The organism is Corynebacterium sp. LK33 (assembly GCF_014334955.1).
Classification (GTDB): domain Bacteria; phylum Actinomycetota; class Actinomycetes; order Mycobacteriales; family Mycobacteriaceae; genus Corynebacterium; species Corynebacterium jeikeium_D.
The window spans coordinates 144,466-166,975 of sequence record NZ_PDGU01000011.1 but is presented as its reverse complement, the minus strand read 5'-3'; the positions used below and the strand labels follow the sequence as shown (position 1 = coordinate 166,975).

Here is a 22,510-nt window from a genome sequence, read left to right as displayed (position 1 = left end):
AACGAAACGGCGGCCTCATGCGTTGAATAAAGCAGTGACAAAATAGGCGGACAAAAGCGGACTAGGTGGGCGGAAGCCCGGTAGGAAAGGGAGTTTCGAGGTTGGCTAACTGGGACGATCGCCGTTACGGCGGCGAGTACAGTCCGGCGGATTACCTGAGTAGTAGTGGCAGGAATGCTTATCGGGAGCACGACACATATGCGGCGTACGGTGCGGCAATGCCGTATCAGGATGTGCCATATCCGGTAGAAAACTTTCCGGTCGGCTACGAGAGCGGGTACCCCGCTAGCTACGGGGTGTCTTCCTTCGGTGAGCTCAGCACTAACCCCAAAGTTGCACCGCTGACCGCTCAAATGGCAGTACACCTGGGCTTCGACCCCAATCTGGCCAATGCCCCTGTGGTGCGTCGTGGTGGTGCGCTGCTGGTGGATTCTGTCATCTACACTGCGTTGATTGCCTCTATTGCAGTTCTCGCTAGCATCGTGGGGACATCGGACAGCGGCGTAATGGTGATGCTGATCAGCCTCTTCCTCGGTCCCGGTGGTTTTTACCTCTACCGCGTGGCGGGGGACTCCATCTTCGACGGGTCGCCGGGTAAGCACGCCATGGGCATGAAAATTGAAGGTGCACACGGGATGCCAGTTTCAGCCCGCGATGGTTTTGTGCGCAATGCCTGGATTCTGCCGTCGATGATTCCGGTCGCCGGTTGGTTTGTCTCTGCGGGCCTGGCTGGCTGGATTGCGATGGCTGCCTCACGCGATCCGCTGGGGAGAGGTCGTCATGAACTCTCGGTTCGCACTCGAGTGGTGGAAAAGCCGGAGACGCGCGAGCTGCAGCGCGGACAGCGCCGCATGGACAATCGCATGGGCAGCAAAGAGCAGCAGGGCAACCAGCTGAAGCGGACTAAACGGGTTAAGCGCGGGAAGTAGGGCGATTAGGGCGAGCAGGGCAGGGCCGAAACGTAAGCCCCCGGCCCCTAAGCCCCTGTCAGCTCCGCGTAGCGGTGCCGGTGGTGCTCGGTGAAACCGAGCGTCCGGTACAGCGCGATGCCAGCCTCATTCGAGCCCAATACCTGCAGATATGCAGAATCCGCCCCGTGCTGCGCACCCCAGTGCATCATCTGAATTCCCAGTAGGGTGCCAAGTCCTCGGCGGCGCATATCGGCTGCGACTTCCACGGCGGAGAATCCGAGCCACACGCGGCCGTCCTCCGATTCGGTCAGTGTGCCGCGCGTAATAGCTACTGTGCGCATGCCCTCAGGTGCACTGTCATCAGGGACTTGGAGCCGCCCGAAACACATGCGGCCGTCAATTTCATTGCGCAGGAACTGCAGCGCATGCTCGGGCAGTGTAGTGCCGCGGAAGTGGTAGAGCTCCAGCCAGTCGTCGTCAGGCTGATCAGCGATGTCCACCTGCACGTCTGCCAACTCGGTGGTGTTGGATTCAGCTGCCAATTCAGCAGGCGGCAAGTCCCCATCGAGCGAGCGCGTCATAACCACAATGTCCGGCCCGACCGTCCACTCTGGCCCTGCGACCAGTGCCTGTGCAGGCTTGGCGATCCGGTCCGGAACCGCAATCCGTACCGGCAAATCGTGGGAATTGTAAAACGACTTAATCTTCTCCAACGGCACCGGCTGAGTGCTGGCTCCGGGTTCGAGCGGCAGCGCGGAGTTGGAACGCTCCGTGATGCCATCGCCCGCACGCAGTAGCCAGCCCGACTCCACCACGTGCGCGATACCCGGGAAGGCCTTTGCGGTCGCAGTTTCCACGGCGCGAATATCCGAATTGCGCACCGGATGATCCGGCAGGGCCTTCACAATCAAAATGTGCTTATCGCTAAAGTCCACCGCTGCCACGGACTCGTCGGCACGCACGCCAGCACGAACCTGTGGACGCACGACGAACGGATCCATGCTGAGCACATGCCCAATGACATCCGTAGTCTTCTTGCCGCTGGCCAGCGCCTCTTCATCGGTTAGCGCGCGCCGCACAATGACACGACGTCCCACCGCCACTTCACCGACGCCCCAGCGGGAAATCGGGAGCTTCTGTGCTGCATTTTCGCTTGCCGACGACTCCAATTGCCTATCCGCCACGATCTAATCCTCGTGGCCGAACGGATCCGGATCCACGCCCGGCATCCAGGTCAGGCCGCCCTCGGTCCAACCGGCGCGCTTGATTTCCTTCTTGGCCATGCGCTTCCAACGACCGGTGAGGCAATCGGTGTAGAGGAACCCATCCAGGTGGCCGACCTCGTGCTGCATGCAGCGGGCGAAGAAACCGGTGGCCTCGATGCGGACCTCTTCGCCGTTTTCATCCAGGCCGGTGACAACAGCCTTCTCCGCACGGTTGGTGGGGAAGGACAGGCCGGGCACAGAGAGGCAACCTTCGTCATCGGAGCCGTCGTCGTTAGGCATGGTCTTCGGGATTTCACTGGTGGTCAGCACCGGATTGATGACGCAGCCGCGGTGCCAGACATCGTCGTCATCGGGGCAGTTGTAGACGAACAGACGCTTGCCGACACCCACCTGGTTGGCAGCCAGCCCCACACCGTGGGCGCGGTCCATGGTTTCGTACATGTCCTCGATGAGCTCGCGCAGCTCGGAGACGTCCTCGGTTACCGGCTGGGTAGGAGTGTGGAGAACGGGGTCTCCGGCAATCACAATGGGACGGATAGTCATGCCGCTGATTCTACTCGGCGTCCATGTTTTCTAAATCGCCTGGTGATGTCTGAGTTGTGTCAGGGAGTTGTAGGTGGGGCGTAGGTGAGGTGGGGGCTGGGCCTTACTATGTATCTTCACTAAGTATCTGCATAGGCAGTGTCGTGCAGAATAGAGGATCAGCGCGAGTGAGAAGGAAAGCGGGGTGCGGAAAGTGGTGAGCAAGAAGCCCATAGGTGGCAGCCACGAACCTGAGGCCGAGCGGCGGCTTGACTCATCCGAACATCTCGGACTCGTGGGTGATACCAGCGGCATTGAACCCGTTTTGGCTCAGAAAATGCTGGATTTTGAGAAAGAATGGCTGAAAGTTGCCCGCCGCGGACCGCGTATGGCCGGTACGCGGCAGGAGGCAATTCGGCGTCGCTTTGCCGAGGACTTTGGAAACAACACAATCCGCTACCACCAGGTACTTTCGCGACTTCTCGACTCTCCGGCAGCCGAAGCTGCCGAACCCGTGTTGGTTCATCGGCTGCGCGCCGTGCGGGACAACCAAGACGCGTAAGGTTCAAGTTTCACTTCACGGTTCGGCGGCAGAACATATAGGATGTGGGATGTGTCTGACCAACTAAACCCTCAGAATTCGCCGCGTCCGGGCCGTCATCGACTCGATGACGACTACGACGACTTCGATGAGTACAGCGATTACGCGGAGGCTCCCGCCGCTGGCGGCGCTCACGCGTACTCCGAGCCGTCGGATGCTCAACACGCAGCTCCCAGATCTGCGGCCCCGGCCGCCGGCGCAGCCGCTGCTGGTGCCGCCGCTGCCGCCACTACCGGTGCTGGCACTCGGGCTGCTGCTAGCAATTCCGCAGCTGCTGATGGTGCTGATGACGGCGACATCGGCGACGGTGCCGGTGATGGCCGCTACATGCGCGTTCTCGCTATCGTGCTGCTCGCTATCGGCGTGTGCCTGGTCGCCTACGGTGCTTACGCACTCAGCACGCGTGGCGACGATGCTGAGAACACCAGCCAGAATGACACCTCTGCATCCGCTCCGGCTGACTCTGGTGCGCCTGCTGAATCGGCCAACGGCAGTGATCCGGCAAAGGATGGTGCTGCTGGAGATGCTGACGGCGAGGTCCTGCCGCCACCGGCAAATGAGCCAGGCAAACCGGTTCCTCCCGCGGAGAATCCGCCGGAACAGGATGAGGCCAACGAAGCGCCACAGATTGACCGCAAGACTGTCAAGGTCAGTGTCCTGAACAACTCTGAGGTCGTGGGCCTTGCCGATGACCTGTCCAAGCAGATGGGCGAGCAGGGCTGGGGCGCCGGCGAGACCGGCAACGCTCCTGAAGAGAAGATGGGTGTGTGGGAGAAGACCACCGTCTACTTCGACCCGCAGAACGAAGAGGAAAAGGCCGCCGCTGAGCAGATCGCGCACGACAACGGTTGGGAAGCCGCACCGCGCGATGACCGTCTCCGGGACGCTCCGGCGGGAATCGTCGTGGTCGCCACTGACCCGGCTCACTAGACTCCCGGCCCACCGGACTTCGGTCTCTCACTAAGGTCTGCGGCCTAAGCGTCAAGACCTGCCGTCGTGGTATGAAGCCTCCCCATAGCTTCCCAAGCCCCGCGTAAGCCACACATTTCATGGCTTACGCGGGGCTTTTGCATATTTTGCAGTCTCAAACAGATCACGGCTGAAAAAGGGGTACTAGTATTCTGCTAGTAGCCAGTGAGGTCTGTGAGGTTTTTATGTTCGCCGTAATGCGTCGTCGCGTTGCTGTCGCCACCGCGTTGGGTTGTGCTGCAACACTGTTGGTTTCCTGCTCAGGGGTTGAATCCAGCAGTGACAAAGACGGGAACGCGGACGCGTCGTCAAGCACTGCGCCAGTGAGCGTAGATCCGGCTGCACCGAAGCTGACCGAGCGAGTCAGCGCCTATAACTTCATCCGCACAAACGACGACGGATCAATGAAAATGCTGGCAACTGTCCAGGTTATGAGCGCCAAGGGGTGGATGGGCCTTTCCGACGAAAAAGGTCAGTTCACTACCTTGGATAAGGGCAAGTACACAGTGCAGGCGCGCGGTGCATCTGGCTGCAGTGGCATCGGAAGCCCCGCAGCTGAGGGGTTAGGTGTCATCGGCGAAGTGCACGTCGATGACAAACGGAATGCAGATGTCTGGAACGTGCCGTCCAAGGTGGATGAAGACAGTTTCACCACAGTTGCGCTTGTCGATTCCAACGGTGACCTTGCCTCCTGCGCAAAAACCGTCACCTGGACGGAGCCCACTGAGGAAAACGACTCCTAGTGTGAAAAAATAGCGGTATGACTGAGCAATTTTCCGGATCGGCGCAGCCATCTCTGGGAGTGGAATGGGAAGTGGCGTTCGTTGACCGACGAACGCGCGACACCGCCCCCGCTGCCGCCGAGGTGCTCGACATCATCGATGCGGAGCATCCCGGACATGGGCTCCAGCGCGAGTTCCTCGCCAACACCGTGGAGCTCGTCACCGGTGTGCACATGAACGTGCCCGATGCCGTAGCGGAGCTCCAAAGCCAGCTGGATATGGTTCTCGACGCCGCTGACCGCGTTGGGGTGGATGTGTGGTCATCGGGCTCGCATCCGTTCGCCCGCGGTACTGCTCAGCAGGTCAGTGCCAAGGGGCACTACTCCGAAATCATCAACCGCACTCAGTGGTGGGGGAACCAGATGATTATCTGGGGAGTCCACGTCCACGTAGGCATTAAAGACTCCGAACGCGTTTGGCCAATCATTCAGGCCCTGGCAACGAAGCTGCCGCACATGTTGGCGCTGTCTGCCTCCTCACCGGCCTGGAACGGCGAGGACATGGGTTACGCTTCCAACCGAAGCCTGCTCTACCAGCAGCTTCCCACCGCGGGTCAGCCGCCGGCGATTTACACCTGGCCCGAGTGGGAGTCCTACATGCACGACCAGTCCCGCTCCGGCGTCATCAACCACACCGGCTCGATGCACTTGGACATCCGCCCGGCATCAAAGTACGGCACCATTGAGATTCGTGTCGCCGACGCCACCTCTAACCTGCAGGAACTCGCCGCTATCGTGGCATTGACGCACTGCCTGACGGTTTACTACGACCGCATGTGGGAGGCTGGCGAGGAACTACCGTCACTGCAGTCCTGGCACATCGCCGAAAACAAGTGGCGCGCCGCCCGCTACGGGATGGACGCGTTGGTCATCGTCAATCGCGATACCGACGAGCGGTGGGTTCGCGATGAACTCCGTGAGCTTGTGGTTCAGCTCGCCCCGCTTGCCGACGAACTGGGCTGCCGAGCCGAACTGGAATTCGTCAACAACATCGTGGAAATGGGCGCGGCATACGAGCGTCAGCGCACTGTGGCGGATGCGGCCGGGGCGCTGCCTTCGATGGCTACCGAGGACGACGTACGAGCGAACGAAGAGCGCATTGGCCACACCCCGTGGCGGGCCGCTGTGGATCTTGCAGTGCAGGAACTGCGCGCCGGGCATCCGATAGCGCCTGCAGATTTCCACGAGCAGGTGAGCGACTAGCCGTCGTTAAGCGGTGTGTGCCTAGACCCGCGGTTCCCGGCTGTCATCGCGGGCCAGGCTGTCCTCGTCGACGAGCCTCTCCTTGAACGCCTCGTGGCCAACGCGGTTACTAACAATCGGCGATGTACCCAGAGCAAACAGGATAATCAGGGTCAACAGAGCCAAGTCACTGCTAGTAGTTGTGTGAGCTGACGCGTGCGTGGCGACGTGCACAAGCGAGCCCGACAGCGTCAAAATTAGCCCCAGTGTTTGTGGCTTGGAGGATGCGTGCATCCGACTGATGGTGTCGCGGAAGCGTATCAATCCCACGGACGCTGCAACGCACAGTAGCATTCCGGTGAGAATCAGTGTGATGGCGATAATGTCTGCCACGAGAATCATTTGGATTCTCCCTTCGCTGTTTTCGGAGCCGTTGTCGGTGTTGCCTTAGGCGCCGCTTTCTGTGCGGTTTTCTTTGTGGCGACCTTTCCGGTTGCTTTCGTCGCACCCTTCCGGGAGCTCTTTGCGGGCTGCTTTCCGTCATCTGGAACACGGAACTTGGCGACCGCCAGCGAAGACAGGAAACCGAGCAGCGCAATGATGAGCATTGGGTAGACCACCGAAGTGTCCAAGCTCCAGGCCATGAACGCAGCGAGCATGCCCTGCAGCATTGCAGTCGTCGACTCCAGCGCCACCAGGCGGTCCAGCGAGTTTGGACCGGCAATCATGTGCCCGAGGGTAATCATCACCGCAATGAAATAGCCTGCGGCAGCCACTCCGAGCAGAGTGTTAAAAACTTCCGGGTTCATCGGCTACTCCTTTCGCTGCTCTTGTCACTGCTCTTCTCGCTGCTCACCTGGTTGTCACTTGGCACCGACTTGGTCGGTTGCTCGTTGACATCGCGGTTTTCAAACGCCCGAATAACCCGACGCTCGATTCGAGTCAGCTGGTTGATTTGCTCGGCTACCTTGCTCGTCGACGACGCGTCGAGAATGTGCATGGTCAGCGTCTTTTCCCGCTTGTCGATGTCCACGATGATTCCGCCCGGCTGCAAGTTAATCAGTGCCATTGCAGTCGTGAGCGAAATATCGTCATTGGTGCGCATAGGGACCTTGATGATGGCCGTCGGTGGTGGATCAGCTCGTCGGATGGCCAGCCAGGAGACACTGATTGAGGCCTTCACAAAGTCGATTGTCCAGGAACCGAACAGTCGCACCATGCCACCGAAGTTGATGTCCAGCGCGCTGTTTGGCGGGATAGGCATGGCGAGGTTGAGCAACGTGGCTACCAGGATTCCCGAAAGCACATTGGCAAATGTCACTTCGCCCCACAGCATGACCCAAATAATCAGCGTGAACAGGAACAACAGGATTGAAATACGCGGTGGTCGTTTTGCGGCCACCCTGGCGCGAGCTTTACTCATGAGCTTTCACCTGCTCCTTCCAACGTGCTGGTGGCATGTTCGGTCACCGGGTCCGACTCCCACGGGCTCTTGGTGCGGCCTGGGTTCTTCAGCTGCTCCAGTCCCTTGTCATCGGCCGATTCGATACCGAGAACTGCCGCGCGGTAGTCATCAACATTCGCGACGTTGCTCGCCGCTTCGGTAGCCACATTAGACAGCGGTCCGGCCAGAAGAGTCACGCCCACAGAGGCAATCACCAGTAGGGCCGTCGGCATCACCATGCCGAGTGGCATCCGGCCGACGTCGTCACGTTCTGCGATAGCGACCATCTGCGTCCTTTCCCGGAGTGCAGCTGGTTGCGCCAGCACGGTGTCACCCTCGGGGGCATCGGAACGGTCACGCCAGAAGGCTTTCGACCAGACGAGAATCATGGTGTAGAGGGTCAGCAGGCTAGTGATAATCGAACCCGCAACCAGAATCCACGCGGTGGCGGAGCCGTCTTGGGCACCCGCCTCAATCAGCATGACCTTGCCCAGGAAGCCCGAGAACGGTGGGATACCACCGAGGTTGAGCGCGGGCACGAGGTATAGCAGCGCCAGCAGCGGCGAGGATTTGGCCAGGCCACCGAGACTGCGCAGGGAGGAGGAGCCCGCCTGGCGTTCGATAAGTCCGACCACCAGGAACAACGCCGTCTGCACCAGAATGTGGTGGACGATGTAGAAGATTGCGCCGCCGAGCCCCAGCGTATTGCCGACGGCAATACCGAAGATCATGTATCCGATGTGGGACACCAGCGTAAATGACAAGAGACGTTTGATGTCATTTTGGGCCATGGCGCCGAGAATGCCCATGAGCATTGTCGCTAGGCCGGCCCACATCAGGACGTCGTCAAGCCTGCCGTCGGGGAAGACGACACTGCGCGTGCGGATGATCGCGTAGACACCCACCTTCGTCAGCAGACCCGCGAAGACCGCGGTGACCATCGACGGTGCGGTGGGGTAGGAGTCTGGCAACCACGCCGACAGCGGGAACACCGCTGCCTTCACTGCGAAGGCGACGAGCAGCACGGCGAAGATCGCGGTGCGGGTGCCATCGGGGATGTCCTCCATACGCAGGGAAATATGCGCGAAGTTCACCGTGCCGACCGCTTGATAAACCAGGCCGATCGCCAGCAGGAACACCATCGAGGACAGCATGTTGACCATCACATACGACACGCCTGCGCGAGTGCGTGACGACGATGCCCCCAGCGTGAGCAGCACGTAGGAGGCTACGAGCAGAACCTCGAAACCGACATACATGTTGAACAGGTCGCCAGCCAGGAAGGCCATCGAGACACCCATGTTGAGCAACATGTACGTCGGAACGAAGACGGAGATCGGTTCATCTTCGTCACCATCGCTAATACCCTGGCCGATGCCGAACCACATCACGGCAAAGAGGACCAGCTGAGAGACGGTAATCATCAGCACTGCGAGGTTGTCGGCTACGAGTGTGATGCCGATTGGTGCGTCCCAGCCGCCCACCTGGACCGTGTGGATGCCGTGTGCGTAGATGAGGTACACCAGTGCGCTGGCGACTCCCAGCAGGCTGCCGAGTGAAAACAGCGCGATCGCTTGCTGTGCTTTAGGGAAACGTGCCAGCAGCAGAGCAATTGCGGCGGTGGCGGCGGGGACGATGATAGGCAGCGGGATTAGCGCCAGGATTAGTTGCTCAGTCGTCATCGTCGTCACCTCCTGGGGTGTTGGATGGTGGGGTAACTGGTTTTTCGAAACAGACCGGACCGAAGTTATCTCCGGCCTCCGTGGGGCGACCGGTGGTGGGGTCGTCGGATTTGTCGTGATCCGGAGCAGCTGATGGGTCGCTGGCGCGACGCTGTGCCAGGCTGCGGTCCTCGTGGTCATCCTGCACGTGATCGCCGATGTGGTAGCGGTGCTGGCGATAGAGCAGAGCCAACAGGAAGGCGGTCATGCCCATAGAGATAACAATCGCGGTGAGGATGAAGGCCTGAGGTAGCGAGTCGGCCTGGGCATCGCTGACTAGCGATTCTCTATCCCAGATTGGTGGTTGCCCCGGTGCACCAGAGCCAAGCAGGATGAGCAGGTTGATACCGTTGCCCATCAGCAACAGTCCCATGAGCATCCTGGTCAACGAACGATCGAGGAAGAGGTACACCCCGGCGGCAATCAGAGTGCCGACAGTAGCTAGCAGAACAAAATTGAGAATCACTGGTGAGTGTCCTTTCCTTCGGTCCTAGCTGGGGCTGTCGGTTCTGAGGCCTCCGAGGTGGCCGTGTTGGCAGTGCCTGCGGGTTTAATGCCTGCAGGTTTAACGCCTGCGGGCTTGACACCTGCGGGGTTAGCGCCTGCGGACTTAACACCTGCGGGCTTAGCCGCCGCCAACTTGCTACGCAGCTGGCGGGACTGGCCGAGTGCGGCTCGATTCACACGACGTGAACGATCACGCTCAGCGCGAAGGTTTATCTGAGCATCGATGCCGCCGCCCAAACTGCGCAGGATGTAGACAATCGTGCCAACGACAATCATGTACACACCCAGGTCAAAGAGCATAGGGGAGACAACGGTGACGTCGCCGAGCAGCGGAATTTCCCGCGAGCCGTACCAGGAAGTCAGCGGAGCCCAACCCACGAACAGTGGCCATACGGCGCTAAGAGCCGACACCAGCAGACCGCCGCCGAGAAGTACCTCGGTAGGAATTGGCAGAGTTGCTGCCAGTTCACGATGCCCACCGATGAGATAACGCATGGTCAGTGCCAGCGCAGCCACGAGGCCACCTGCGAAGCCACCACCGACATCGTTGTGGCCGGCGAAGAAGAGGTAGATGGAAACCACCATCATGGCGGGGAAGAGCGCGCGCGATGCCACCAGAACCATGATTGGGTAGCGCAACCGCTCGGCTTCACCGGACTCATCGATGGTGTTCAACCAGCGGGTGTTGCGGCGAGCACGATTCCGCTGTGGCTTAATCTTTGAGCGCATGTGCATCGTGTGCGTGCGGAATACCAGCGAGGTAATCCCCAGCGCCACCATCACCAGCACGGTGATTTCACCGAAGGTATCCCAGGCGCGGATATCGACAAGAAGTACGTTGACCGCATTCTGGCCGTGCCCAATGTCGTGAGCCAGCGGCGGAATGTCGCCGGAGATTGGCTCAGTACGACGGGAGCCCATAGCGTAGGCGGCCAACACTGGGACAGTGACACCGACTGCGATGGCCAGCCATGCACGGTGTCGTATCCACCTCGGATTTGATGCCGGTGCCCGCGGCGAGAGCGTGCGCAGCACCAACACGAAAACAATCATTGAGACCGTCTCAACCAGCAGCTGCGTCAGAGCCAAATCAGGTGCACCGTACATGGCGAAGATAATGGCCAAGCCGTAGCCGGTCACACCTACCAGGATGACACCGGAGAGCCTGTTTTTCTGTTGGGTGGCGGCCAGAGCCGCGATGATCATAATCAACGCGACCGCGCCCTGCGGTGCAGAGTCCCACAGTTCCATTCGGAGCTCATCACGCTCACCGAGCAACAAGGCACCGATGGACAGCACGATGAGGGTCAGCAAAATGACCGCCTCATTCAACGGAAGGGAACCACGCTGGGTCGCAGCAGTGGCACGGAGAGAAAGACGGCGGGCCAAGTCCAGGATGCCGTCGTAAAGCGCATCGGCACTACCGAGAGCCGGCTGTTCAAACTGTAGCTGACGCACCAGTTTGCGCTGCCAGTGCATGATGCCACCTGTGATCAGAATTGTGGCTGTCAGCGCCAGAGGAAGGGTGAAACCGTGCCAGAGAGCCAGGTGCGATTCTGCTTCCGCATTCGGGTAGGCATTGGTGAGGTAGGGCGAGATAGTCGAGTCGAGGACCCGCGGAATCAGACCGAAAACCAGACCTACCAGCGCCAGCAGCCATGCCGGGCCAATCTGATCCCAGGTCGGGGAATCCATCTCGGCGACAGCGGGGGAAGTGCCACCGCCGCTGGCGTGCGTGCTGGGCTTGGTCGCAAATGCGGCACGTAGCAGGTAGAGCGAGTACGCCACGGTCAGAATCGAGCCTACGACCAGGCCAATAGTGGTGAACACCGCCGGCATACCGTGCAGTGGTTCAGCATTGAGCGTGGCCTCGAGCGCCGCTTCCTTGGCGACAAAGCCGAAGAACGGCGGCACACCCATCATCGAGGCGGCAGCGAGAATCGAAATCACCAGCAACTGTGGCGACTTCTTGCCCAGGCCAGAGAGCTTACGGATATCGCGCGTACCAGTCAGCCTGTCAATCGTTCCCGCCGTCATAAACAGCGTGGCCTTGAACATGGCGTGGCCAAGAGTCAGCGCCAGGGCCGCCAGCATCGTCGCACGCGTGCCTATCGACGCTACCGTGATGATGAATCCCAACTGGCTGACAGTGCCATACGCCATGATCAGCTTGAGATCCTTCTGGCGCAGAGCCATCCAACCGCCCATAATCATGGTCAAAAGGCCGAGCGGGATGATGATTGGTTGCCACGCGTTGGTGGCATTGAAAGTTGGCGCAAGTCGGGCGACCAGGAACACACCGGCTTTGACCATCGCTGCCGAATGCAGGAAGGAAGAAACCGGGGTAGGGGCGGCCATTGCGCCGGGCAGCCAGAAGTGGAAGGGCGCGATAGCGGATTTAGAAAGTGCGCCGATGACCAGCAGGATTGCGGCGGTGGAGATTGCTGTGGAGTTCAGCTGTGACGTGGTCAGCGCGCCAGGTGCTGTGAGGTCGGAGAAGTTCCAGAACCCGGTGGTCACTCCCATCAGGACGATACCGACCAGCATGATTAGCCCGCCCAGTGTCGTGACCAGGAGTGCCTGGCCTGCTGCGCGACGGGAGGAAGCTCGCTCGGCGTAGTAGCCCACCAGGAGGAAGGAAAGAACCGAGGTAATTTCCCAGAAGACAAACATCAGCATGATGTTGTCGCTGATGACCAGCCCGTACATAGCCGCGGCGAAGGCAACCATTTGGGCTGCGAAGGAGCCTATTCGACGACGTTTTCCGGGCGGCGGATTGACGAAGTATCCGGAGCAATACACCAGTACGAGAAAGCCGATGGTCAAAACCAGTGTGCCGAAGAGCGATTCAATAGGACCTAATCGCAGGTTTACATCCAAGTGGATAATGGGCATCCACGAAAAATGCGTGACGGCGGGTTGCGTGGTGGCGGAAGTTTCCCCGTTTCCATTCGCTAGAGCTAAGCGAACCAGATGGGCGCCGGTGTAGATAGCGCCACCTGCCAGAGGGAGGCTGAGAACGAGGAACCCGCGGGTTCCGAGCCACTTAATCGTCCATGGTGCAATCGCTGCCGTAAGGAACAGGATGCACAGGAGAGAAGTCACCATTCCATAATGAATGGAACACACCGGTTCATGCAACCCCGTTTTAGGGACTTAAGTATTCAAAACGGGGTTAACCGAGTGTGAGAAAACGGGAAATTTTTTCCGGTGTGGTGAAAATTTGGGGGTGAGGATTTGGGCATTTTTTAGGGCTTGGCAATCGACTGCCAAGCCCCAAGATTGGCGCATTTATTACTCGTGCGCTACTCGAATGTCAGCTGCACATTAGCCATGCAAGCGGTTAGCAGCACAGACCAAAGCGGAGAGCACGGAAGCTTCCGGAGTCTGGCCAAAGCCCATGGTCCACACATGGTCATTGTTGTGACCTGCGTAGACAAAGGTAGCTGTAGCCTCGAAAATCTCGAACTGGTGGAACTCCACGATTTCAACGCGGCAACCTGCATCAGCCAGCAAGTTGGTGCAAGCCGACACCGGCCCCATAGCGGTGATTTCCTGGGTGAAGGTACGGGTACGGCCGTCCTTGTCGGTCAGCGACAAATCAGCGTTGAAGTTCCAGCGGCCCAGGGTGCCACGAGTTGCCTCGAAATTCTTGATTTGAACCGGGCCGTTCGTGGGGGAGTAAATGTCCTTGAACTTCTGCCAGTTCATGCCACGAGCTTCCTGCCTCAAGCCACGAGGCAGGCGATGTCCGAAGCGAGCCCTAAACGGATCGTCGGAATAAGTTCGCACATTTCCGTTGTCCTGGTGCTCCAACGAAGGGCGCTTGCCCGTGAAGGTCGTCGAAGTGGACATGTTCTTCTGGGTGCGAGTGGAAAACATTCTTTTCTGGTCCTTTGCTTAATCGCTTTGTTGTGAGTGGCGGACCAACCAAGTGCTTCGAGAAGTTGCGGCCAGAGACCCCGCGTGGAGGGGTCAGTCCTGTCGGCCTCCACCGGGGTTCGTAGCCTTCGCTACTCGAATAAGAATGTTCTGCTGCATGGGTCGAACCTTACTACAGAAAAAAGATGTGACACAAGTCATTCATCTAATAATCTGGCAGATTTTTTGATGTGCCCGTTAAATTCCGTTGACGGAAGCTAGGAAAACCGCCTCGCCAATAGCGATGTCGCGAATCTCGTTCGGGTCCACCGATTCGTCAGCCGAGTGAATGCGGGCCTGTGGCTCTTCCACACCGTAGAGTGCGATGTCAGCACCTGGTACGGCCTCCAGCAAAGTGGCGCACAGCGGAATCGAGGCTCCCTCGCCCATGCTTGCCGTCTCCTTGCCGTAGGCGGCCGACAGGCTGTCGGCAACCAGCTGCACAACCTTGCCCTCAACATTGGCCCGGAATGGGTTCGCTAGCTCGTCGCGCTCGACCGTCACCTTCACGCCCCACGGAGCATGCGCGCGCAGGTGATTCTCCAGTGCCTCCTGTGCTTCGGCCGGGTCGACGCCGCCTGGGATACGGAAGTTGATGTGCGCCATAGCAGTCGATGAAATTGCGTTGACAGCATTGGTCGCTGGTGGGCAGTCGATTCCGGTCACAATCACAGACGGGCGAGCCCAGGTCAGGTCAGAGACGGAAGCGTCCTCGTTGCTAATTAGGTCCACGCCGTCGAGTACACCTGCGTCGGCGCGGAAAGTCTCTGGCGCGTAGTCCAGCCCCTCCCAGCGCTGCGAGCAGTCCAGGCCGTCAATAGAGGTAAAGCCATTTTCATCGCGCAGGCTGTCGAGCATACGAATCAACGCCGCCAGTGCATCCGGAGCTGCGCCGCCGAACATGCCCGAGTGCACCGGCTGCTCCAGCGCATCGACGCGAACTTCCACATCGGCGGTGCCGCGCAGGGTGGTCACGAGTGTCGGCTGGCCAACCTCGGCATTGCCGACATCCGCAATGAGGATGACGTCGGCGTCGAAAAGCTCCGGCTGCGTGGCGATGAGGTTGTTCAGGCCCGCCGATCCGCGCTCCTCGGAACCTTCCACGATGAGCTTGATGTTTGGCATGTCGACGCGGCCCGCAAGCGCGTCGTCACGCAGCGCGCGCAGCGCAGCTAGGTGCATGACCACGTTGCCCTTGCAGTCGGCGGTGCCACGGCCGTACCAGCGACCGTCGCGCTCGTCGAGCGTCCACGGATCTGCGGTCCAAGCGGATTCGTCGCCCGCCGGCTGAACGTCGTAATGGGAGTAGAGCAGTACGGTCTTCGCGCTTTCCGACGACCCGGGGACGAAACCCGACAGTGCAATCGAGCCGTCGACGGTGTGGTACGCCTCCAGTTCGATGCCCAGCTCTGCGTACATCTCAGTAACCGCCTGAGCTGCGTCAATGCAGGCCTGCTTGGTTTCTTCGGTGCCGTGTACGGAGGGGAAAGCCACCAGCTCGGTCAGCTGGGTGCGGATGGTCTCGCGTTGGCTGGAGATGTGGTCTCGCAGGGTCTCCGTGAGTTCCTTATTAATAATGCTCATGTGCGACAGTGTAGGCGCACAACCATGATGGCGTTGGAAGTGGCATAAGGAGTGACGCCAGGAGTGACATTGCTTAACCTTGCACTCGATGGGGTTGAGTGCTAGAAAAGTGAATTAGCACTTGCTCTAATTGAGTGCTAATAGAAACAACTTCACACCTTGTGTATGCGTGTGCTGAAACAAGTGTTGAAAAGTCGTTAAAAAGTACAGTGTTGACTCCGGTGATGGAGAGGGCGGCGCTTCCCTCGAATCACATGCCGTCGCGGGCGCCTGGGTCAACTTCCAATGTAAGTGCCACATAAATAGACGGAGGATTCTTCAAACCTCATGGCTAAGATGATTGCATTTGACGAGGAGGCCCGCCGCGGTCTCGAAACGGGTCTGAATACCCTGGCAGACGCTGTCAAGGTCACGCTGGGCCCGAAGGGTCGCAACGTAGTCCTCGAGCGCAAGTGGGGCGCACCGCTGATCACCAACGACGGTGTCTCCATTGCACGTGAAATCGAACTTGAGGATCCTTACGAGAAGATCGGCGCTGAGCTGGTCAAGGAAGTTGCCAAGAAGACCGACGACGTCGCTGGTGACGGTACTACTACCGCTACCGTTCTGGCTCAGGCTCTGGTTTCCGAGGGGCTGCGCAACGTTGCTGCTGGCTCCAACCCGATGGGCATCAAGCGCGGCATCGAGAAGGCTGTCGCGGCTGTTACCGAGAAGCTGCTGGAGTCCGCTAAGGACATCGAGACCAAGGAGCAGATTGCTGCTACCGCTGGTATCTCCGCTGCTGACCCGGCTATCGGTGAGCTGATTGCCACCGCTATGGACAAGGTCGGCAAGGAAGGCGTCATTACCGTGGAAGAGGCCAACACCTTTGGTCTCGACCTGGAGCTGACCGAGGGTATGCGCTTCGACAAGGGCTACATCTCCGGTTACTTCGCCACCGACATGGAGCGCCAGGAGGCCGTTCTGGAGGATCCGTACATCCTCCTGGTTTCCGGCAAGATCTCCAACATCAAGGACCTGCTGCCGTTGCTTGAGAAGGTCATGCAGTCCGGCAAGCCGCTGCTGATTATTGCTGAGGACGTCGAGGGTGAGGCTCTGTCCACCCTGGTCGTCAACAAGATCCGCGGCACCTTCAAGTCTGTCGCTGTGAAGGCTCCGGGCTTCGGCGACCGCCGTAAGGCAATGCTGCAGGACATGGCTATCCTGACCGATGGCCAGGTCATCTCTGAGGAGGTCGGCCTGTCGCTCGAGACCGCTGACCTGCCGCTGCTGGGTCGCGCTCGCAAGGTCGTCGTCACCAAGGACGAGACCACCATCGTCGAGGGCGCTGGCGAACAGTCCGCTATCGAGGGCCGCGTCAACCAGATTCGCGCTGAGATCGAGAACTCCGACTCCGATTACGACAAGGAGAAGCTGCAGGAGCGCCTGGCTAAGCTCGCCGGCGGTGTCGCAGTCATCAAGGCTGGCGCCGCAACCGAGGTCGAGCTCAAGGAGCGCAAGCACCGCATCGAGGATGCCGTCCGCAACGCAAAGGCTGCTGTGGAAGAGGGCATCGTCGCTGGTGGCGGTTCCGCACTGCTGCAGGTTTCGCACGTGCTTGACGACGAGCTGGGTCTGACCGGCGACGAGGCAACTGGTGTCCGCATCGTGCGTGCGGCTCTCGCAGCTCCGCTGCGCCAGATTGCTCTGAACGCTGGTCTCGAGGCTGGCGTCGTCACCGAGAAGGTTGCTTCCCTGCCGCAGGGCGAGGGTCTGAACGCTGCTACCGGTGAGTACATCGACCTGATGGAAGCCGGAATCAACGACCCGGTGAAGGTTACCCGCTCCGCACTGCAGAACGCTGCTTCCATTGCGGCTCTGTTCCTGACCACCGAGGCTGTTGTCGCTGACAAGCCGGAACCGGCTATGCCGGCAATGCCGGGTGGCGACGAGATGGGCGGCATGGGCTTCTAAAAGAGGTCCCAACTGCTTGAGTTAGCCTTAAAAATCGCCGCTGAGGGGTGTCCCTCAGCGGCGATTTTGCTCTGTAACTTGAGAAAGTTTAAGTCCCCGAACCCACCCTCGTCGCATCAGATGCCTCAGCGCTTGGTAGTGAAAAATAACCGATGATCTGTACCCATGTACGCAATGCCGAGGACTGTCTGTTATTAATCCTGCTGCCTCAGTACAGGTGAGATCTTTAGGTGTCCCTTTAAGGCCAGAGACAGGCCGTCGCGCTCGCCGACAATCTGGATGCAACTACCGACTTATCAAAGTGTGAAATTCTTCTGGTCTCGCTACCGAACCCTGCTTGCTATTCGGCCGGCTTATCCGCGGCCTCGATAAGCTCGGTTGACCAGTTCGCCTGCTGAATACGGGTATCCAAGTCCCGGTATTCCTTCGCCGCCTTGTCGGCTTTCTGGCGCAGCGACCGGATATCCACAGTGGCGACATAGCGAATCTCCGAAGCTGAGTATCGATCCCGCCGACCCGAGCCCTGATCGGCTGCGGAGGTGTAGAACCGCCGCCGTGTTAGCAGGTGGTCGCGCTTCGCAAGTGCGTCGCTAAGCGTTCCGTCCTCGAAGGCAGTAGCGGAATTCGTTGCGTTAATCGAGCGCACCAGCCATTCGAAGCGCGCCATCAGACGCTCGGCTTCGGCAATAAGCGCTTGCGGATCTTCATCAGGCGTATCGCCTTCCTGCACCTGCGCTACTAGCGAAAGACGGCGATTAATCTCAGCCAGCCGGTCGGAAACTTCGGATCGTGCGGCAAGAGCTTCGGATAACAACATGGCATTTATTGTACGCGCAGTGCTTATCGACGGTCGATGCGTGCAGTCCCACCCCTCAATTTCGGTAAGACGGAACGTTAACTACTGGGAAATTGCAGGTAAGGGCACCCGCATGGGGGACGCGTGGCAGAGAAATTCAGTAGGATAAGGGGTATGGCTGACAAGAATGAAGAGGAATTCCACATCGTCGATTTGGCGAAGACCGAAGGTTACGTCGTCGATGATTCTGATGAGGACGATCCGGTACTGGTCACTCCAGACGGTGAGCGGGTTGATACCTGGCGCGATGGCTACCCGTACGAGGAGCGCATGACTCGTAAGGAATATGAGTCTATTAAGAGGAAGCTGCAGATTGAGCTTCTGAAGTGGCAGAACTGGACCAAGGAAACTGGTCAGAAGCACATCATCCTCTTCGAAGGCCGTGACGCCGCTGGTAAGGGCGGTACCATTAAGCGTTTTAACGAGCACCTGAATCCGCGTGGTGCTCGTACTGTGGCTCTGGAAAAGCCGTCTCCGCGTGAGTCCACATCGTGGTACTTCCAGCGCTACATTGAGCACTTCCCGTGCGCTGGTGAAATCGTCTTCTTCGACCGTTCTTGGTACAACCGTTCGGGCGTTGAGCGCGTGATGGGTTTCTGTACTGAGTCGCAGCACGCAGAGTTCCTGCGTGAGGTCCCGATGCTGGAGAACATGATTCTGGGCTCCGGTATTTCGCTGACCAAGCTGTGGTTCTCTGTGACCCAGAAGGAGCAGCGCACTCGCTTCGCTATTCGCCAGGTTGACCCGGTACGTCAGTGGAAGCTCTCTCCGATGGACCTCGCATCGCTGGACCGTTGGGGTGACTATACCCGCGCAAAGGAAGAGCAGTTCCGCTACACGGATACGGATGAGTCCCCGTGGATTACCATTAAGTCCAACGACAAGAAGCGTGCCCGCATCAACGCAATGCGTTATGTGCTGAGCAAGTTCGAGTACACGGAGAAGGACCACGAGCTGGTTGGTACTCCGGACCCGAAGATTGTTAAGCGTGGCCGTGACCAGATTGGTGACTAGTTCGGTGGTCCGTGACTGACAAAGTTCTTGTCTAGAAGAAACGCCCGCAGGAGTGCTCAGGCACTCGGCGGGCGTTTTCTTATGGCTGGCGGCGGTGTGTGACGACGCCGGGGCGATGCCCTTATGGCTGACGACGGCGGGCCAGTGCGAGTTAGTGACTGAGTTTATGACAAAAACGGCCAGAAATTTTGCCCGAAAGTGTCATAAACTAGGACAGTTTCACATTTGCAGCCCGCCAGGTTTTAGTCCGCCAGCTTGCAGCCTCTACCCCTCAATCAACTCCTGACCCCAGTAGGAATCCGGGGTAGTGCCAGGGGCGATCCAATACACAGCGGAGCCGATGTGACGGTTCCACTCATTGAGCAAATCGCCGCGATCCAAACGGGCCTGGATTGCGCTGAACTGGTTGTCCGGGTTCTTCTGGAATGCAACCCAGACCAGGCCAACGTTCGGTCCTTCGAACGGGAAGGCCGGCTCACCGGGTTGGTCTTCGTAGGCATAGGCGCGGCGACGCAGGGCGTCGTCAGGCTGACCATCCTGCTCACGGGAAAGCGCCAAGTGAGACTGGCGGTGGATGAGATACTCGCCCTGGTCATCGACGGCGTCCATGTCCTCTTCATCGAACTCGTCATTGCCGCCGGAAAGAGGAGCGCCGGTGTGGAAGTCACGACCGATAACGATGGAGCGTTCGTCGGTGCTGAGCTCATCCCAATTGTTCAAGTCGAGCGCAATACGGCGAACAACCATCATGCAGGAGTTGTTAATCGCCTTGTCCTTGGAGTCAATCCACACCTGTTCGGACCATTCCTCCGGAGTGGACGGGTTGACGGTGCCGTCGAGCTGACCCAGCGGGTTGCGTGGGGTAGCGCCGTGAGGCTGCGAACCCCAGGCGTAGGAAAAGCCCTTCTGGAACCACTTCACGCGAGCCCACGGAGCCGCCTTCTTTTCCAGTAGACGGGACGCGGCCGAAACGGTGACGAGATCATCACCGCACAACTGCAGAGCGAAGTCAGACTGACCCCACTCAGGGCGGAGCATGTCATGCTGGAATGACGGGATATCGTGCAGACCAGCCGGCTTGCGCTCTGGCTTGCCGAGCACATCGAAGATGCGCTCACCGAAACCTGCGGTAATGGTCAGGTTTGCAGTGGCTGCAACCATTTCCGGTTCCAGATACCCCTCGATGTCCTGGCCTTGGGTGAGGCGGCGGGCAACGTCGGTAAGTGAGGAGAACAGTGCCTTCAGATCTGCTGCGTCGACGCCGTCCTTCAAATCGAATGCGACGAGGCGGAGATGTGCTTGGCCGGGCTGTTCAACGCCTGACTGGACCGGGCCATCGAACGGAATCTTGGCGCCCCTCAGGGAAGTTTCGGAAGCCTGTGTCACTCGAGGTCACTCCTTGAAAAGAGGTGGGATAGATAGCTTTTATGACTACGAGCTTAATCGCATTCGACTGGCTATGAGTTCCAAAGTAGAAGCTCCGCAGGAGCAATGACCTCGACCCTCTGTTACCCCTTAATGCGCGTCTTTTCGCTTGCCCAGGCTAGGTCGCGCAGCTCATTCTTGCGCACCTTGCCGGTGGAGGTTCGCGGCAACTCATCAATTACGACAACATCGCGTGGAATCTTGTAACCGGCGATATGAGCGCGACAGTGGGCAATGACAACTTCGGCCACGTTCTTATGGTGCTCGGCAACTTCTTCCGCGGTGCCCTGGCAGCGAGCCTCCGGGCGCAATACAACGTAGGCGCGTGGACGCTCGCCCCACTTGTCATCCGGCACGCCGATGACAGCACAGTCGGATACATCTGGGTAGCTGACCACAGCCTGTTCGACTTCAATAGTAGAGATGTTCTCACCGCCGGAGACGATAACGTCTTTTGCGCGGTCGAGCAGCTGAATATAGCCATCCGGATGCATAACACCAAGGTCGCCGGTGTGGAACCAGCCGCCGCGGAACGCGTGTTCGGTGGCCTCGGGGTCCTTGAAATAACCATTCATGACACCGTTGCCAGTCATAATAATTTCGCCGATGGTGGCACCGTCGTTAGGTACGTCAATCAGAGGTGTATCGAGTGCGTCGGATTGTTCGACGATGCGAACGTCCTGGTTAGTTACGGTAGCGACACCCTGGCGAGCCTTGAGGACGGCGCGGCGACGCACGGTCATGTCCTTCCAATCGGGTTGGGACTCGCAGACCGTGAAGGGGCCGTAAGACTCAGTGAGACCATACACGTGCGTGATTTCGACGCCAATATTTTCACAGCGCGTGATGATTGTCGGACTCGGCGGTGCGCCTGCAGTCATAATGCGCAGGTTGGTGACGCGACGCTTGTTATCGTCATCGACGAGTGTGGTCAGCACAGCAGGCGCACCGCACATTGAGGTAACACCCTCCTCTACAATAAGGCGCCACATTTCCGGCCCGCGGACGGCGCGAATCGCAACTTGGCGAGCACTGGTCGACATCGCTGCCCACCCGGTACACCAGCCGGAACAGTGAAACATCGGCAGAGTCCACAGGTAAACGGTGTAGTGATTGAAGTGCATAGTCTGCACCTGGCCAAGCGCATTCAGATATGCGCCGCGATGCGTGTACACCACACCTTTCGGTTTTCCCGTCGTGCCCGAGGTGTAATTGATGGCAATGGGGTCGTGCTCGTCATCGACGCTGTAGGGCAGGTTCGGACGATTCTTCCCACGCTTGACGACGTCGTCCCCAGCCAAGTACTGGCTAAAGGTAACAGCGGCCGTATTCTCAGCCTGGTATGCCGAGGTGCCAACAATCTCGGGTTCGTTGCCTTCGCCGTCTGCGATGTAGATGACCTGCTTAAGTAGGTGCCCGACTGTCGGAAGCGCTTGGTCAATCAAAGCTTGTTCACCGAGCAGCGTGGTGATTTCAGAATGCTCGAGGATGTATTCGATTTCCTTCGCAGCCAGGCGAGTATTAATAGCGACAACGACGCCACCTGCCAATGGAATAGCGAACTGTGCGAGGAGTGCCTCGTAACTATTTGCCGCGAGCACGCCGACCCGGTCGTTTTTCTGCAGGCCATCGTCGATAAGTGCATGTGCGAAGGCCTGCGCGTCGGCGGCCATTTCGGCGAAGGTGATGCGACGTGGGCCGTCGACGAAGCCAACTTTGTTCGGGTGGACGCGGGCACTGCGCTCTAGAAATCGCAGTGGGGTAATTGGCTGATCCAAACCATTTTTGTCAGGGAAAATAGTCATAGGAATTAGGGTAAATGGTTGGATTGCAATACGAAAGGATTTCACAAAATAGGGGAAGAGTTTTCGCGGGTGGCTTTCACTCCACCCG

20 protein-coding genes are annotated in these 22,510 nt (G+C 59.0%); 7 read left to right on the top strand and 13 right to left on the bottom strand.

What is annotated here, in order from left to right; genetic code table 11:
- Window positions 1-101: 101 nt before the first annotated feature.
- A complete protein-coding gene (locus CRD20_RS04090) occupies window positions 102-929 on the top strand; it encodes an RDD family protein (RefSeq protein WP_222866182.1) in 828 nt (275 codons plus the stop codon).
- 47 nt (window positions 930-976) lie between these two features.
- Here the strand turns inward: CRD20_RS04090 and CRD20_RS04085 are convergent, their stop codons facing one another.
- Both CRD20_RS04085 and CRD20_RS04080 read right to left on the bottom strand, forming a co-directional pair.
- On the bottom strand, window positions 977-2,095 hold the full coding sequence (locus tag CRD20_RS04085; RefSeq protein ID WP_083706840.1) for a GNAT family N-acetyltransferase: 1,119 nt from the start codon (window positions 2,093-2,095) through the stop codon (window positions 977-979).
- Window positions 2,096-2,098: 3 nt separating this feature from the next.
- Window positions 2,099-2,680, bottom strand: coding sequence for a peptide deformylase (locus CRD20_RS04080; RefSeq protein ID WP_069358948.1), 582 nt, complete (start codon window positions 2,678-2,680; stop codon window positions 2,099-2,101).
- Window positions 2,681-2,876: 196 nt separating this feature from the next.
- On the opposite strand from CRD20_RS04080, the gene CRD20_RS11135 reads away from it, so the two are divergent.
- From CRD20_RS11135 to CRD20_RS04060, 4 genes are all read left to right on the top strand, one after another.
- Window positions 2,877-3,221 carry a DUF3263 domain-containing protein gene (locus tag CRD20_RS11135; protein WP_256700320.1) on the top strand — a complete coding sequence of 115 codons (345 nt, stop codon included), beginning with the start codon at window positions 2,877-2,879 and terminating at the stop codon, window positions 3,219-3,221.
- Window positions 3,222-3,272: 51 nt separating this feature from the next.
- On the top strand, window positions 3,273-4,190 hold the full coding sequence (locus tag CRD20_RS04070) for a LytR C-terminal domain-containing protein (RefSeq protein ID WP_187404878.1): 918 nt from the start codon (window positions 3,273-3,275) through the stop codon (window positions 4,188-4,190).
- 224 nt (window positions 4,191-4,414) lie between these two features.
- Complete coding sequence (locus CRD20_RS04065) at window positions 4,415-4,972, top strand: hypothetical protein (protein WP_070549995.1); 558 nt, start codon at window positions 4,415-4,417, stop codon at window positions 4,970-4,972.
- A gap of 17 nt (window positions 4,973-4,989) precedes the next feature.
- Window positions 4,990-6,213 (top strand): glutamate--cysteine ligase, encoded by a 1,224-nt coding sequence (locus CRD20_RS04060; RefSeq protein WP_069358946.1) that lies wholly within the window; start codon window positions 4,990-4,992, stop codon window positions 6,211-6,213.
- A gap of 21 nt (window positions 6,214-6,234) precedes the next feature.
- Here the strand turns inward: CRD20_RS04060 and CRD20_RS04055 are convergent, their stop codons facing one another.
- From CRD20_RS04055 to CRD20_RS04020, 8 genes are all read right to left on the bottom strand, one after another.
- Window positions 6,235-6,594, bottom strand: coding sequence for a monovalent cation/H(+) antiporter subunit G (locus tag CRD20_RS04055; RefSeq protein ID WP_076772337.1), 360 nt, complete (start codon window positions 6,592-6,594; stop codon window positions 6,235-6,237).
- Window positions 6,591-7,001, bottom strand: a complete 411-nt coding sequence (locus CRD20_RS04050) for a monovalent cation/H+ antiporter complex subunit F (RefSeq protein ID WP_069358944.1) — start codon at window positions 6,999-7,001, stop codon at window positions 6,591-6,593. The genes CRD20_RS04055 and CRD20_RS04050 overlap by 4 nt, the downstream gene beginning before the upstream one ends.
- A complete protein-coding gene (locus CRD20_RS04045; RefSeq protein ID WP_076772336.1) occupies window positions 6,998-7,615 on the bottom strand; it encodes a Na+/H+ antiporter subunit E in 618 nt (205 codons plus the stop codon). The genes CRD20_RS04050 and CRD20_RS04045 overlap by 4 nt, the downstream gene beginning before the upstream one ends.
- Window positions 7,612-9,318 (bottom strand): Na+/H+ antiporter subunit D, encoded by a 1,707-nt coding sequence (locus tag CRD20_RS04040; protein WP_070858964.1) that lies wholly within the window; start codon window positions 9,316-9,318, stop codon window positions 7,612-7,614. Before CRD20_RS04040 ends, CRD20_RS04045 begins: the two co-directional genes overlap by 4 nt.
- Window positions 9,308-9,823: a Na(+)/H(+) antiporter subunit C gene (locus CRD20_RS04035; RefSeq protein WP_076772334.1), complete on the bottom strand. Its 516-nt coding sequence runs from the start codon at window positions 9,821-9,823 to the stop codon at window positions 9,308-9,310. The genes CRD20_RS04040 and CRD20_RS04035 overlap by 11 nt, the downstream gene beginning before the upstream one ends.
- Complete coding sequence (locus CRD20_RS04030; protein WP_076772331.1) at window positions 9,820-12,972, bottom strand: Na+/H+ antiporter subunit A; 3,153 nt, start codon at window positions 12,970-12,972, stop codon at window positions 9,820-9,822. Before CRD20_RS04030 ends, CRD20_RS04035 begins: the two co-directional genes overlap by 4 nt.
- A gap of 219 nt (window positions 12,973-13,191) precedes the next feature.
- Window positions 13,192-13,746 carry a hypothetical protein gene (locus CRD20_RS04025; RefSeq protein WP_076772329.1) on the bottom strand — a complete coding sequence of 185 codons (555 nt, stop codon included), beginning with the start codon at window positions 13,744-13,746 and terminating at the stop codon, window positions 13,192-13,194.
- Between the two features lie 237 nt (window positions 13,747-13,983).
- Window positions 13,984-15,369 (bottom strand): dipeptidase, encoded by a 1,386-nt coding sequence (locus tag CRD20_RS04020; RefSeq protein ID WP_187404877.1) that lies wholly within the window; start codon window positions 15,367-15,369, stop codon window positions 13,984-13,986.
- A 327-nt stretch (window positions 15,370-15,696) separates the two neighbouring features.
- Here CRD20_RS04020 and groL point away from each other — a divergent pair, with 327 nt between their 5' ends.
- Window positions 15,697-17,322, top strand: a complete 1,626-nt coding sequence (gene groL / locus CRD20_RS04015) for a chaperonin GroEL (protein ID WP_016421501.1) — start codon at window positions 15,697-15,699, stop codon at window positions 17,320-17,322.
- 340 nt (window positions 17,323-17,662) lie between these two features.
- On the opposite strand, the gene CRD20_RS04010 is transcribed toward groL, so the two are convergent.
- Window positions 17,663-18,139 (bottom strand): DIP1984 family protein, encoded by a 477-nt coding sequence (locus tag CRD20_RS04010; RefSeq protein WP_070437789.1) that lies wholly within the window; start codon window positions 18,137-18,139, stop codon window positions 17,663-17,665.
- A gap of 153 nt (window positions 18,140-18,292) precedes the next feature.
- Between CRD20_RS04010 and ppk2 the strand changes: the two genes are divergently transcribed.
- Complete coding sequence (gene ppk2 / locus CRD20_RS04005) at window positions 18,293-19,192, top strand: polyphosphate kinase 2 (RefSeq protein WP_005510168.1); 900 nt, start codon at window positions 18,293-18,295, stop codon at window positions 19,190-19,192.
- 264 nt (window positions 19,193-19,456) lie between these two features.
- Here ppk2 and CRD20_RS04000 read toward each other — a convergent pair whose 3' ends face one another.
- Both CRD20_RS04000 and CRD20_RS03995 read right to left on the bottom strand, forming a co-directional pair.
- On the bottom strand, window positions 19,457-20,578 hold the full coding sequence (locus CRD20_RS04000; protein ID WP_187404876.1) for a Dyp-type peroxidase: 1,122 nt from the start codon (window positions 20,576-20,578) through the stop codon (window positions 19,457-19,459).
- A gap of 122 nt (window positions 20,579-20,700) precedes the next feature.
- The gene (locus CRD20_RS03995; protein WP_187404875.1) at window positions 20,701-22,422 is read right to left on the bottom strand and encodes an AMP-binding protein; all 1,722 of its coding nucleotides are present in this window, start codon (window positions 22,420-22,422) and stop codon (window positions 20,701-20,703) included.
- Window positions 22,423-22,510: the final 88 nt, after the last annotated feature.

What these genes read in the sequence shown, in the direction of transcription:
- CRD20_RS04080 (WP_069358948.1), bottom strand. Translation starts at nt 2,680, where the DNA reads ATGACTATCCGTCCCATTGTGATTGCCGGAGACCCCGTTCTCCACACT.
- CRD20_RS04065 (WP_070549995.1), top strand. Translation starts at nt 4,415, where the DNA reads ATGTTCGCCGTAATGCGTCGTCGCGTTGCTGTCGCCACCGCGTTGGGT.
- CRD20_RS04060 (WP_069358946.1), top strand. Translation starts at nt 4,990, where the DNA reads ATGACTGAGCAATTTTCCGGATCGGCGCAGCCATCTCTGGGAGTGGAA.
- CRD20_RS04055 (WP_076772337.1), bottom strand. Translation starts at nt 6,594, where the DNA reads ATGATTCTCGTGGCAGACATTATCGCCATCACACTGATTCTCACCGGA.
- CRD20_RS04050 (WP_069358944.1), bottom strand. Translation starts at nt 7,001, where the DNA reads ATGAACCCGGAAGTTTTTAACACTCTGCTCGGAGTGGCTGCCGCAGGC.
- CRD20_RS04045 (WP_076772336.1), bottom strand. Translation starts at nt 7,615, where the DNA reads ATGAGTAAAGCTCGCGCCAGGGTGGCCGCAAAACGACCACCGCGTATT.
- CRD20_RS04040 (WP_070858964.1), bottom strand. Translation starts at nt 9,318, where the DNA reads ATGACGACTGAGCAACTAATCCTGGCGCTAATCCCGCTGCCTATCATC.
- CRD20_RS04030 (WP_076772331.1), bottom strand. Translation starts at nt 12,972, where the DNA reads ATGGTGACTTCTCTCCTGTGCATCCTGTTCCTTACGGCAGCGATTGCA.
- CRD20_RS04025 (WP_076772329.1), bottom strand. Translation starts at nt 13,746, where the DNA reads ATGTTTTCCACTCGCACCCAGAAGAACATGTCCACTTCGACGACCTTC.
- CRD20_RS04020 (WP_187404877.1), bottom strand. Translation starts at nt 15,369, where the DNA reads ATGAGCATTATTAATAAGGAACTCACGGAGACCCTGCGAGACCACATC.
- groL (WP_016421501.1), top strand. Translation starts at nt 15,697, where the DNA reads ATGGCTAAGATGATTGCATTTGACGAGGAGGCCCGCCGCGGTCTCGAA.
- CRD20_RS04010 (WP_070437789.1), bottom strand. Translation starts at nt 18,139, where the DNA reads ATGTTGTTATCCGAAGCTCTTGCCGCACGATCCGAAGTTTCCGACCGG.
- ppk2 (WP_005510168.1), top strand. Translation starts at nt 18,293, where the DNA reads ATGGCTGACAAGAATGAAGAGGAATTCCACATCGTCGATTTGGCGAAG.
- CRD20_RS03995 (WP_187404875.1), bottom strand. Translation starts at nt 22,422, where the DNA reads ATGACTATTTTCCCTGACAAAAATGGTTTGGATCAGCCAATTACCCCA.